The sequence below is a fragment of the Streptomyces aculeolatus genome (assembly GCF_020400605.1).
Lineage (GTDB): Bacteria > Actinomycetota > Actinomycetes > Streptomycetales > Streptomycetaceae > Streptomyces > Streptomyces aculeolatus.
Map to the genome: position 1 here is coordinate 192042 of NZ_JAINRD010000002.1, position 9650 is coordinate 201691.

A 9650-nucleotide genomic window follows, 5' to 3' on the forward strand; every position below is an offset into this window, starting at 1 on the left:
GCCCGGCGCAGTGGTCTGCGCCGGGGTCGGCGTGGTGGCGGGGGCGGTCACGGCAGGGTCACCGCCTCGTAGCCGAGGGGGTCTTCGCCGGGCGCCAGCTCCCGCAGGTGCAGCACAAGCTGGCCGCCGTCAACGACGGGCCCGAGTCGCATGTCGGGGCCGAGGACGTGCAGGTGGTTGTCGTCGGCGACGACCCCGGCATCTACTAGCCCGTCGGTCGCGGCCTTGAACGAGTGCGCCCAGTTGATCGGGTCGTAGGGGTTGAGGTCGTTGGTGGGGTGGAGGACACCGAGGACGTGGACGCGGTCGAGGAGTGGGTTGGGGTCGGCGGCGATGAGCGCCCAGCGCATGGTGGCGTCGGCGTAGCAGGCTTCTGCTGCGGCGGTGCGGATCTTCTTTGCGCGCCATGCGACGTGTGCACGCCGGTAGTTGATGTTGATGAGGCTGAGGCCGGAGGGCAGGGCGATGGTGTAGGTGCGGGGGGTCCAGCCGCGGGAGCGGGCGTCGTGAAGGGCGGTCACCGGTCCTCCCCGCGGGTGTCCTGCGGCGGCTCGCCGAGGGCGTTGAGGAGCTTGACGAGCCCTTCGCCGATGGCTTCCTTGGCGGCCCGTTCGACGAGCACGCCGTTCAGTTCGGCGTGTGAGAGGGCGAACTGTGCGTCCTCGCGGGCTCGTTCGCGGCGGCGTCGTACGGCCCTCAGGACCGCGCGCGCCCCTGCGAGGAGGAGGAAGAGGAAGCCGATGGCGATGGCGATGAGCTGGTCTTCGGTCATGGCGTCGTCTCCTCTCGCAGCGCGAGCCCGAGGACGACCGCGGAGGCGCACGGCCACGGGACGTACAGGCGGTAAGCGGCGATACGGCCGATCGGCCGAACATCGGTGCGGCAGCGGGCGCAGACGACGCCGAAGTTGGGGGGCGCGCTGCCGATCTCGACCGGCTCGTGCCCGTAGTCGTTCTCGGCGTTGAGGCGGTAGAGGGCGGCGCGGGAGCCGGGCATGCACACGGCGCAGGGCTCCTGGCCCTCGCCGAACGCGGCGGTCATGGTGGTCTCGCGCAGCGGGTGGCCGTCGGAGAGCATGATCTGCGGCATGCCGGGGACCCACTGCTCCGGGTCGAACCGCCACAGGTCGTGTGCCGAGTGGAACGCCTTGCAATGCAGGTCGGTGTGGAAGCGGGTGCCTCCCTTGGAGGCGTACACGGTGATCACGGCGTGGCTCCCGGGCTCGGCGGGGCGGGTGCGCTGCTGCCACGGGCCACACGGGGACCATCCGCGGCAGCAGCGGGAACGGGGGTACGGGCGGCGCGGCGACGGTCGATCTCCGCGAACTCCAACCGCAGGTCGAAGCCCTCGGCGCGCAGCGTGTCCGCGAGCGTGTCGGCCATCTGGGCGGCCGACGCGCCGGCGTTCGCGGGGGTGCGCGCGGCGACGATGAGCCCCGCGACCACCTCCCGCAGGTGGGTGTGCTGCTCGGCGAGGCGGGCGCAGGCGTTGGAGAAGGTCGTGGCGTCCTTCTCAGCCTTGATGCGCAGGTCGACAGCCTTGCGTTCGGCGGCGCGGGCCTCCTCGAGGAGCCGGCGGCTACGCATCGGCGCCCACCGCCTCGAAGGGGATCAGCGGCCAGTCCGTACGCACGCCGGCGGCCCACGACTCCTTGCCGGGCGTACGGGCGAAGTAGTCACGGAGCCCTTCGGCCTGCTCCCGCGCCCATCGAACCTGCGCAAGATGCAGCGTCGCGAGCGCCGCCGTGCCGATCTCCGTGTAGCCCCGGGCTATCCGCCAGGCGACCCGGCACGCGGCGAGCGCGTCGGCGTCCGCCGAGTGGGCGTCGTCGAGCCGCACGCGGTAGTGGGCGCACAGGTCGGTGAGGGTGCGGCCCCCGCGCCGGTACTGGTCGACGTGCTTGTCGAGGACGCGGGGGTCGATGACGTTGAGCCGGTCGCCGACGACATCCGTCAGCGGCTTCACGCCGTGGCGCCGGGCCTCGCGGTCCAGCATCGTCAGGTCGAACGCGGCGTTCATGATGACGATGGGCTGGCCGACCTCGACGGCCTCGGCGAGCGCCTGCACCAGCTCGGCGACGACCTCGGCGGCCGGCCGCCCTTCCGTGCGGACCTTCTCGGTGGTGATGCCGTGCACGGCCGTGGATTCGGCGGGGATGTCGACGTCGGGGTCGGCGAGCCAGGTGCGGGAGTCGGTGCCGGGCGCGAGGCCGCAGGTGACGACGCAGGCGGTGACGATGCGGTCGGTCTCGGGGTCGACACCGGTCGACTCAAGATCAAATCCGGTCATGGGGCCGGTGTGCCAGGACATCAGGCGCCACCGCCGAACCCGCGCTCGGTACCGACCCGCATGATCAGCGCGACAATGCCCTCGTCGTCGCCGGTCTCGTTCTGCACCTTCTGGTTCGCGCGCTGCTGCTGCCGCAGCTCGTACACCATCTGCGACATGCGCGCCTTGCTGGTGCCGGGGTCGAGCGCCTCGTCGCGGTAACCGGTCAGCGGCCGGAGCGGCGCCTCACCACGCTCGACGTGCGAGGCGTCGGGGTCCTTGTCGTGCGTCGGCGTCAGACCGCCGGTCAGCAGCAGCACCCGCAGCGCGACAGACTGCGCTTTCGCCGTGCCCTTGTCCGCGGAGTCGAGCGCCTCGCCCCGCGTCTTCAGCAGCACGGGCAGCGTGTCGCCCTTCGGGCCCATGACCATCCACGAGACGGTCACGGTGCACTCGCGCATCTTGTTGCCCTTGGACGTGGTGGTGTCGCGGTGCTCTGCGTCCACGTCGACGGGGAAGATGTTGATCCCGTGCTTCAAGGTCACGGGACCGAAGGTGTTGACCACGGTGTCGACACCGCGGAAGTTGAAGCGGGTGCCGCCGCCGTTGTACTGCTCGCTCTTGGCGATGGCGCGGACCTCGCGGCGGACGCGGAGCCACGCCACGTGGACGGGGATCATCTCGGGGTCGTCGTTGCCGGGCTCGTAGTCAGCCATCGGGTCCGGCGCAGGGACGAACGGCTCGACGGGCTCGGCGGCCGGGGCCTGCGTCTCGATGTCGGTGCGGCCGGCGGCGGCCGCGGCGCGCTCGGTGAGCGTGCTCATGCGTTGTGCTCCTCACGGATCGAGCGGGGAATGGTCAAGCGGCGCGACACCCGGTCCTCGACGCAGTCGGAGTAGGCGTCCGGCCACTGCTCGGCGAGGCGCGTGAAGTCGCAGTGGCGGCGGGCCTGTTCGTCGAGGGACACGTACGGGCGGTCGAGGACGGTCCCGGCTTCGGCGTCGCCGAGGGCGCCGAGGATCCGCGCCTTCGCGGCCTTCTTCCGGCCCGCGGCTTCGGTCTCGTCGTTGTGCGCGTCGAGGTAGTCGGCCACCGCGTCCTGCGCCTCGTAGTCGCGGGACAGGTCCACGGCGCCAGCGCGGTCGGGGTAGAGCTGCTCGTACAGGTCGAGCAGCACCTCGGGGTCAGCGTCGGCGGCGAGCGTCGGCGGCTGGCGGTCGGTGATCTGCTGCCACGCCCGCTCTCCGGCCGCGCGCAGGTCGTCGACAAGCTGTTGGTGGTCGGCGACGCGGATCACGTACTGCCGGAAGTCGTTGCCTCCGAGGAGTACTGCGGCGTGGATGTGGTCGTATCCGCAGGTGTCGGCCTGCCAGAGGGTCTGCACGAGCACGTCGTCGGCGACGCCGGCGCGGAACTGGGACGCCTTCATCTTGTCGCGGCACTTGATCTCTACCGCGCACTTCTCGCGGCCGTCAGCGAGGGGGCATTCGAGGACGCGGCGGTCAAGGGTGCACATCTGCCACGGCCGTTCGGTGTTGGCGATCAGCCCCACCTTCTGGATCACGGACCGGTTGCGGCGTGCCCACTCGCGGGCGACGGTTTCCTCGTTGAGGCGTCCCCAGAGGGCGGGTTCGGAGTCGTCGCCGTCTATGGGCAGGCCGCCGGTCTTGTCGTGGTAGACGGAGAGGGCGTTGCCGTAGCGGCTGATGCCGAGGATCGCGGCGATGTCGGAGGAGCCGAGGCCCTGGCGGCGTGCGCGGAGCCAGAGGTCGCGGTCGCCGTCGATGTCGGCGGCGGGGAGGATGAGCCGGCCGGTGGGGGTGATGCGGCGGCCGGCCTGCACGGTGGTCGTCACAGTGCCTCCCCGACGTAGCGCGCCTGGACGGCGGTCCCGCCGTCGTCGAGGCGCGCCGTCCGCGCCTCGAAGTGGCCTGCGGGCAGGTAGGCGGGCAGGCGGTCGCCGGTGGCGATACGGCGGGCCGTGGTCTGCGCGACCGCGCGGGATCGGTGGGTGCTGACGTGCTGCCATTCGCCGGGTGTGCGGCGGAGTCGGCGGGCGACGTCGGCGTGCCGGGTGAAGGACCTGTACGGGCTGCGCGGGGGTGGCTTGCTCATCGCTGCACCTCCGGCAGGGTGCGCAGCGGGGTGGTGTCGTCGGTGAGGAGCAGCGCCATGGGGATGGACTGGGTGGTCTCGGAGTCGTCGACGGGCCGTGTGTCTGTCCACGTGGCGCGGGGCTCGGGGCCGCGGTCGGCCCATGCCGGGGCGGCGGCCGGGCGCGGTGTGGTGCGTGCCGCGCGGTGCCGTCCGGTGGGCGGCGGGGTGCGTCCGAGCCACCAGCCGAACGCGACGGAGGCGAGCGCGAGGACGCCGAGGGTGAACGCCAGGGTGGCGACGACGATGGTCACGACCCACCCCCGGCGGCGAGGCGCTGCAGGCCGTAGCCGCGCACCTTGTCGTACCGGCGGATGCCCCACACGATCGCGTGGCAGGCCCACAGGAACGGCCAGTTCCAATCGCGGAAGTCCAGCTCCCACGTGTCCTCGAAGCCGTAGCCCGCGAACTCGAAGTCGTTCAGGGCCTCGCGCGCCGTGTCCTCGTAGTGGAGGTCGAAGCGGCTCAGGATGTCGTCGCGGACGGCGCGGCTGACGCCCCGGGGGGCGGTGCCGTTGCGGATGTCGTCGGCGACGCACTCCTTGACGACCTGCTTGAACCTGTCCTCGGAGTACTCCTTGGTGCTGTCGCGTCCGCCCTCGGTCTTCTCGGACCAGTAGCCCGGGTTGATACGGCGTCCGCGGAAGAACTCGAACATGTCCGGCAGGCGGGTGAACATGTAGCCGTCGATGTCGCCTCGGACGACGAGGCTGCCGGGCCACGTCACGAGGTCGAACCAGTAGAAGCCGTGCGAGCGGTCGGCGAACCGCAGGTGTCGGTACAGGCCGTCGTCGTGGAGCACGGTCATCTGGTGGCCGGCGGTGTCGCGGGCGAACCGCTCGGCGCTCTCGGTGTAGTCGCTCATCGGGTTCCCCCGGGGTTCTGGTGGTCGTGGGGTCGGCGGGCCGCGCGGCGCAGCGCGACGTATCCAGCGGCAGCGAGCAGCGAAGCGGCGAACCAGACGGCGAGGACCAGGAAGGCGGTCATCACGAGCGCCCACCCCCCTCGGCAAGCCGCACGATGGTGACCTCCGGCGCCCGCTCGGCAGGCGACGGCCACGCGCCGTTGATGAACTGCGCGATCTTGTGCGCGCGCTTCACGTCGCTGCACGGCCACTCGTCGTCGTCCCACTCGCAGTGCCATCCGTCGTCGTCCCGGTACGGGGCGTGGGCGAGGGCGCAGTCGTTGAGGAGCAGTGCGATCGACAGCAGCAGGGAGTCGGTCATGGGCACGGTGCCGCCGGTGCGCATGAGGTGCTGGCCCACGTGCCGGGCGGTGTACGCGGCGGCCTGGATCTCGTCGCATTCGGTGCGGTCACCCACGGCCCTCACCGCCCTCCGCGCGCACTCCACAGACGTTGCACGTGAAGCCCAAGGGCGGCGCGCCGGAACACGCCCGGCACGACGGTGCGGTGAGGAGTTCGCCCACCGGCACACCGAACAGCGCGGCCATCGCGACCAGTTCGACAGCAGTCCACGGCTTCTGACGCGGCTTGCCCACCTGCTCCGCTGCGGACCAATTCGCCTTCGACCAGGGCTCGCCAAGGAACGAGCCGAGGCGCTGCCCGGCGTCCTCCTGCCGCCATCCGCGGGCGTGCCGCAGGCGGCGGACGTTGCGGGAGACGGTCTCCGCTGCACGCTTGGACCTCACTGCTCGCCACCCCCTTCGACGTGCTCGGGGTGGGCCGCGGCGTCAGCGGCGAACCAGGAGTCGACCGGGTCCAGCGCATGCCGGTCCGGGTCGTCCAGCGGCAGCCGGCGCCGCATCTCCTCGATCTGCGCCTCAAGGTCGGCGGTCGGGACGTCGAGTGCGGCGATGGCGCGCCGCGGGCCGTTCACGACAGCCCCCGAGCGATGTCCGCAGGAGTCGGCGGAACGAGGCGACGAACCGCCACCCAGCCCCGCGACCACTCGTACTCGTTGAGCCGGTGCGTCACCCGCGGGTCGAGGGCGCCCTGCGCCCACTGGCCGCACGCGATCCAGCCGCCGGTGTCGGCGTCCCACTCGACTGCCTCGCAGCGGAAGTGCGTGAGGACGGTCGCCTCGTAGTCGCGGTTGAGGCGGTACTCGGTGCCGGGCTGGAAGAAGTCCTCCGGCAGGGTGGGGGTGTCGGTGGTGTGCTCGTGCTCGGCGGCCGGGGCCGCGGGCAGGTTGCGGCGCTGGAACATCAGCCCTCACCCCCGAACAGCCGCACCAGCGACCCACCAGGCCGGGAGGCAAGGACCTTGTTCGCGGCGGCCACATCACGGACCAGGCACGCCCAGCCCGCGGTCATCTCCCGCCGCGCATCCGCAGGCATCTCGTCGTCGCGCATCAGGCCCTGAAGCAGCCGGGCGTTCCCAGCGGCTTCGGAGGCGGCTTCCTCCACGTCGATCAGGTCGTAGGACCAGACGCCGACCACGCCGTGCGCGGAGGCGAACAGGTCCACACAGACGGCGTCCATCAGGCACCGCCCGTCTGCGCGTCGCCCTTGACGGTGCGCCACGGCCCGTACCGGACCGTGCGCTGCACCAGAACCGCGTCACTCCGCATGTCCCGCCAGCGGGTCAGCGCCTGCTCGGCGTCGGCCCGGTCGCGGCGCTGGTCGACGTGCTCGATGGCGTCGCCGTACCGGACCCCGTACTCGTGGCCCGCCTGCGGGGCGTCGCTGCCCAACGCCACATCGCCCTCGTCGGCGGCGGTGTCGTCGTCGTATCCGGCGACCACCCACCGCTCCGCAGCCCGATCCCAGACCACGGACCACGTACGGTGGTCGGTGAGGGTGCCGTCGAGGTCGATGCCGATGGCGTCGACCGCGTTGAGCGCGTCAGCGATGGCCTGCCACCGCGACCGCTCGGTACGGGGCGCCTCAGCCTCACCGCCGTCCCGCTTCGAGCAGGTGCAGGTGGGACCGATGCCCGCGGCGTAGGCACACGGGTTGTCGTGGCCGCCACGAAGCGGGAAGTCCGCCCCGTCCGTCTGCGCGTCGTGCTCGGCGAGGAAATCCGCCAGGGCGCGGTTGCCCTCACCCGACGCGGCGTCCTTCCGGCGGACCTGCTCCAGCAGGAACCGGCGCTGTGCCCGCAGCTTCTCCAGCTCGGCGGCGCCACCCTCCTCCACCAACATCCCGCGCCCGGCCAACACCTCAACCGCAGCCGACGCGATCTCCTCCGCGCTCTCCGTCCACGCCTGCCACAACAGCGACCGCGCGTGCGCCTGCAACCCGTTGTCAGTCACGGCGCCACCGACCCGGCAGCCTCGGCGGCACCCGCCGCAGCGTCCCGGCCCGCGGCCTCGAAGAACGCCTGCCCCAGCGGGACCACACCCGCCGTACGCGGCGACTTCGTGTCCGCCTCAATCCCGTGACCGGCCAGGCGCACCGTCACCCCGTTGAACGCGCCCGGCGCTTCGAGCCACTGCGCACCCGCGTAGTCGTGCAACTCCACCGCGGCGACGGGGATCTTCAGGGCCGTACGCCACTGCTCGAAGCCCCCGGCCGTCCGCGTCTGCATGTCCAGTACGACCGGCAAGGCAGTGTGGATCATGACGAAGGGAACAGGCAGGCCCGGGAAGGCGTCGCGGAGCGCCGACAGCGCGTCGTACGCCTCGCTGAAGTCGTCCATCACAGGGTCGGGGTTGTGCGCTGTACTCTGAGTGCTCATCGGTGAGCCTCGCTTTCTGCTGTTGAGTGGGGTGGAGCCGTAGGGGCCGACCCCCGGACGCACATCCGGGACGGCCCCGTCTTGCTGCTCAGCCGGTACGCCGACCAGGCAGCGGAGTCAGGCGCGACGGCGACGAACCGCCGGGCACACGGACCGTCGGCGCGGACTCCGGCTCCACATGCAGGAGCGCGAGGATCCGGTCGAGGTCGTCATCGGTGAAGAGCACGAGCCGCCCGGCCTTGGTGTGCGGGAGGGTCTTGATGCGGTTCTTCAGCCACTTCGGGTGCACCCGAAGTTCGGCGGCAGCCTCGTCGTAGTCGTAGAGGCGCCGCCGCTGCGGCGTCTCCCGCAGCTCGGCGACCTCGGTCAACAGCCCCGTCACAGCCTGTGCAAGGACGGCGACCTGAGCGTGCAGGCTCGCGTCCCCGGCTGCGGCAGGCTGGTGCGAAGTACGCGCACGGGCTGGAGTCGCGTGCGACGCCGCGCTCATGCTGCATCTCCGGCTACCTGCGTAGGTGCGGACGTGACCGGCTCGGGCGCGGTCGGGGCGGGGTCGGCCTGGCGCTTGGCTTCCAGGACGACCAGGGGGCAGTTCAGGGCCTCGGCCATCTTGGCGAGGTTGTCGGGGGTGCAGTTCCGCCACCCGGATTCGATCTCGCCCATGAGCTGCGGAGAGATGCCGACGAGCGCGGCCAGTTCGTACTTCCTGAGTCCGGCCTTCTCGCGGGCGTAGGTGACGGCAGACGGTTCGTGGTTGAGCGGGCGCTTGATCCGCCGGCGCGTCCGCTTGGGTCGTGGAGCTTCTGCCATACACAGACTGTAACGCGTAGTTGCGCGTAGTTCAAGGACTACGCGCGTACTACTCATCCTGATGCGTAGGCTGGCGCATAACACGCGTTCCAGCCGCTTGGCCATGGGTCGCTCTGGTCAAGTTGCGCGTAGTTATGCGAAGCTGTGCACATGACTACGCGACCCTCTCCCCCACCGGAGGGCCAGCGGATCACCGCCGCCCTGAAGCGCACCAAGCTCTCCGCCCGACGAGCCGCCGAACTCGCCGGCATCAGCGACGCCCGCTGGCGCCAGATCACCAGCGGCTACCAGATGGTGAGCGGCAACCCCATCCCCGTACGCGACGCCCCCGCCGAGACCGTCGCCCGTATGGCCCTCGTCGCAGACGTCACCCCCGAGGAACTCGAAGAAGACGACCGCCCCGACGCCGCCGGCGAACTCCGCCAACTACTCGCCGACGCATCGCGCTCGCAGCGCGGCGTCCTCGAAGCCGATGACCCCCGCCTACGCATCCTCGACGCGGCCCTGGAAACGCTCACCCGGGAGCAGCAGGTGGAGTTTCTCCGCCAAGAACTTGAGGAGCGGGAGCGGGGCGGGCGCAAGGCACCGCGCGCCCCTGAAGAGCGCCGGCGCGCCTAGAGGTAGTTGTTAACCACATTTAAGCGGTTGCACGGGGATGGCCAAATCCCGCCTGCGGGTGCATATTTGCTCATCTACCCCACACACGCGGGGTAGTCGCACACGCACACGCCGCACCATGCGTCATGGGGGAGCAGCACGTGTACGACCTCGTAGTCGC

At 71.2% G+C, this 9650-nt stretch carries 21 protein-coding genes; 1 reads left to right on the plus strand and 20 read right to left on the minus strand.

Annotated elements, in window-relative coordinates; genetic code table 11:
* Positions 1-47: 47 nt before the first annotated feature.
* The 20 genes from LG396_RS05235 to LG396_RS05325 all read right to left on the minus strand — a co-directional run bounded on the left by LG396_RS05235 (position 48) and on the right by LG396_RS05325 (position 8872).
* Entirely contained in the window at positions 48-521 is a 474-nt protein-coding gene (locus LG396_RS05235; protein WP_225793804.1) for a hypothetical protein, read from the minus strand.
* Positions 518-772 (minus strand): hypothetical protein, encoded by a 255-nt coding sequence (locus tag LG396_RS05240; protein ID WP_225793805.1) that lies wholly within the window; start codon positions 770-772, stop codon positions 518-520. Before LG396_RS05240 ends, LG396_RS05235 begins: the two co-directional genes overlap by 4 nt.
* On the minus strand, positions 769-1206 hold the full coding sequence (locus LG396_RS05245; protein ID WP_225793806.1) for a hypothetical protein: 438 nt from the start codon (positions 1204-1206) through the stop codon (positions 769-771). Before LG396_RS05245 ends, LG396_RS05240 begins: the two co-directional genes overlap by 4 nt.
* Positions 1203-1586, minus strand: a complete 384-nt coding sequence (locus tag LG396_RS05250) for a hypothetical protein (RefSeq protein ID WP_225793807.1) — start codon at positions 1584-1586, stop codon at positions 1203-1205. The genes LG396_RS05245 and LG396_RS05250 overlap by 4 nt, the downstream gene beginning before the upstream one ends.
* Positions 1579-2310: an exonuclease domain-containing protein gene (locus tag LG396_RS05255; RefSeq protein ID WP_225793808.1), complete on the minus strand. Its 732-nt coding sequence runs from the start codon at positions 2308-2310 to the stop codon at positions 1579-1581. The genes LG396_RS05250 and LG396_RS05255 overlap by 8 nt, the downstream gene beginning before the upstream one ends.
* Positions 2310-3092, minus strand: a complete 783-nt coding sequence (locus LG396_RS05260) for an ERF family protein (protein WP_225793809.1) — start codon at positions 3090-3092, stop codon at positions 2310-2312. The genes LG396_RS05255 and LG396_RS05260 overlap by 1 nt, the downstream gene beginning before the upstream one ends.
* Positions 3089-4123: a YqaJ viral recombinase family nuclease gene (locus tag LG396_RS05265; RefSeq protein ID WP_225793810.1), complete on the minus strand. Its 1035-nt coding sequence runs from the start codon at positions 4121-4123 to the stop codon at positions 3089-3091. The genes LG396_RS05260 and LG396_RS05265 overlap by 4 nt, the downstream gene beginning before the upstream one ends.
* Positions 4120-4383 carry a hypothetical protein gene (locus LG396_RS05270; protein WP_225793811.1) on the minus strand — a complete coding sequence of 88 codons (264 nt, stop codon included), beginning with the start codon at positions 4381-4383 and terminating at the stop codon, positions 4120-4122. The genes LG396_RS05265 and LG396_RS05270 overlap by 4 nt, the downstream gene beginning before the upstream one ends.
* Positions 4380-4676 (minus strand): hypothetical protein, encoded by a 297-nt coding sequence (locus LG396_RS05275; protein ID WP_225793812.1) that lies wholly within the window; start codon positions 4674-4676, stop codon positions 4380-4382. The genes LG396_RS05270 and LG396_RS05275 overlap by 4 nt, the downstream gene beginning before the upstream one ends.
* Positions 4673-5287 carry a hypothetical protein gene (locus LG396_RS05280; protein WP_225793813.1) on the minus strand — a complete coding sequence of 205 codons (615 nt, stop codon included), beginning with the start codon at positions 5285-5287 and terminating at the stop codon, positions 4673-4675. The genes LG396_RS05275 and LG396_RS05280 overlap by 4 nt, the downstream gene beginning before the upstream one ends.
* The gene (locus tag LG396_RS39140) at positions 5284-5409 is read right to left on the minus strand and encodes a hypothetical protein (protein ID WP_263978726.1); all 126 of its coding nucleotides are present in this window, start codon (positions 5407-5409) and stop codon (positions 5284-5286) included. The genes LG396_RS05280 and LG396_RS39140 overlap by 4 nt, the downstream gene beginning before the upstream one ends.
* Entirely contained in the window at positions 5409-5744 is a 336-nt protein-coding gene (locus tag LG396_RS05285; protein WP_225793814.1) for a hypothetical protein, read from the minus strand. The genes LG396_RS39140 and LG396_RS05285 overlap by 1 nt, the downstream gene beginning before the upstream one ends.
* Positions 5737-6072 carry a helix-turn-helix domain-containing protein gene (locus LG396_RS05290; RefSeq protein WP_225793815.1) on the minus strand — a complete coding sequence of 112 codons (336 nt, stop codon included), beginning with the start codon at positions 6070-6072 and terminating at the stop codon, positions 5737-5739. The genes LG396_RS05285 and LG396_RS05290 overlap by 8 nt, the downstream gene beginning before the upstream one ends.
* Entirely contained in the window at positions 6069-6260 is a 192-nt protein-coding gene (locus tag LG396_RS05295) for a hypothetical protein (protein ID WP_225793816.1), read from the minus strand. The genes LG396_RS05290 and LG396_RS05295 overlap by 4 nt, the downstream gene beginning before the upstream one ends.
* Positions 6257-6589, minus strand: coding sequence for a hypothetical protein (locus LG396_RS05300; RefSeq protein ID WP_225793817.1), 333 nt, complete (start codon positions 6587-6589; stop codon positions 6257-6259). The genes LG396_RS05295 and LG396_RS05300 overlap by 4 nt, the downstream gene beginning before the upstream one ends.
* On the minus strand, positions 6589-6864 hold the full coding sequence (locus tag LG396_RS05305; RefSeq protein ID WP_225793818.1) for a hypothetical protein: 276 nt from the start codon (positions 6862-6864) through the stop codon (positions 6589-6591). The genes LG396_RS05300 and LG396_RS05305 overlap by 1 nt, the downstream gene beginning before the upstream one ends.
* Complete coding sequence (locus tag LG396_RS05310; protein WP_225793819.1) at positions 6864-7637, minus strand: hypothetical protein; 774 nt, start codon at positions 7635-7637, stop codon at positions 6864-6866. Before LG396_RS05310 ends, LG396_RS05305 begins: the two co-directional genes overlap by 1 nt.
* Positions 7634-8062: a hypothetical protein gene (locus LG396_RS05315; protein WP_225793820.1), complete on the minus strand. Its 429-nt coding sequence runs from the start codon at positions 8060-8062 to the stop codon at positions 7634-7636. The genes LG396_RS05310 and LG396_RS05315 overlap by 4 nt, the downstream gene beginning before the upstream one ends.
* 88 nt (positions 8063-8150) lie before the next feature.
* The gene (locus tag LG396_RS05320) at positions 8151-8444 is read right to left on the minus strand and encodes a helix-turn-helix domain-containing protein (RefSeq protein WP_225793821.1); all 294 of its coding nucleotides are present in this window, start codon (positions 8442-8444) and stop codon (positions 8151-8153) included.
* Between the two features lie 104 nt (positions 8445-8548).
* Entirely contained in the window at positions 8549-8872 is a 324-nt protein-coding gene (locus tag LG396_RS05325; protein WP_225793822.1) for a helix-turn-helix domain-containing protein, read from the minus strand.
* Positions 8873-9022: 150 nt separating this feature from the next.
* Here LG396_RS05325 and LG396_RS05330 point away from each other — a divergent pair, with 150 nt between their 5' ends.
* Positions 9023-9490 carry a hypothetical protein gene (locus tag LG396_RS05330; RefSeq protein ID WP_225793823.1) on the plus strand — a complete coding sequence of 156 codons (468 nt, stop codon included), beginning with the start codon at positions 9023-9025 and terminating at the stop codon, positions 9488-9490.
* Positions 9491-9650 lie beyond the last annotated feature (160 nt).

Excerpts from the sequence above, each read along its gene's own strand:
- LG396_RS05240 (WP_225793805.1), bottom strand. The coding sequence starts at position 772 with ATGACCGAAGACCAGCTCATCGCCATCGCCATCGGCTTCCTCTTCCTC.
- LG396_RS05250 (WP_225793807.1), bottom strand. The coding sequence starts at position 1,586 with ATGCGTAGCCGCCGGCTCCTCGAGGAGGCCCGCGCCGCCGAACGCAAG.
- LG396_RS05255 (WP_225793808.1), bottom strand. The coding sequence starts at position 2,310 with ATGTCCTGGCACACCGGCCCCATGACCGGATTTGATCTTGAGTCGACC.
- LG396_RS05260 (WP_225793809.1), bottom strand. The coding sequence starts at position 3,092 with ATGAGCACGCTCACCGAGCGCGCCGCGGCCGCCGCCGGCCGCACCGAC.
- LG396_RS05270 (WP_225793811.1), bottom strand. The coding sequence starts at position 4,383 with ATGAGCAAGCCACCCCCGCGCAGCCCGTACAGGTCCTTCACCCGGCAC.
- LG396_RS05280 (WP_225793813.1), bottom strand. The coding sequence starts at position 5,287 with ATGAGCGACTACACCGAGAGCGCCGAGCGGTTCGCCCGCGACACCGCC.
- LG396_RS39140 (WP_263978726.1), bottom strand. The coding sequence starts at position 5,409 with ATGACCGCCTTCCTGGTCCTCGCCGTCTGGTTCGCCGCTTCGCTGCTC.
- LG396_RS05300 (WP_225793817.1), bottom strand. The coding sequence starts at position 6,589 with ATGTTCCAGCGCCGCAACCTGCCCGCGGCCCCGGCCGCCGAGCACGAG.
- LG396_RS05305 (WP_225793818.1), bottom strand. The coding sequence starts at position 6,864 with ATGGACGCCGTCTGTGTGGACCTGTTCGCCTCCGCGCACGGCGTGGTC.
- LG396_RS05315 (WP_225793820.1), bottom strand. The coding sequence starts at position 8,062 with ATGAGCACTCAGAGTACAGCGCACAACCCCGACCCTGTGATGGACGAC.
- LG396_RS05325 (WP_225793822.1), bottom strand. The coding sequence starts at position 8,872 with ATGGCAGAAGCTCCACGACCCAAGCGGACGCGCCGGCGGATCAAGCGC.
- LG396_RS05330 (WP_225793823.1), top strand. The coding sequence starts at position 9,023 with ATGACTACGCGACCCTCTCCCCCACCGGAGGGCCAGCGGATCACCGCC.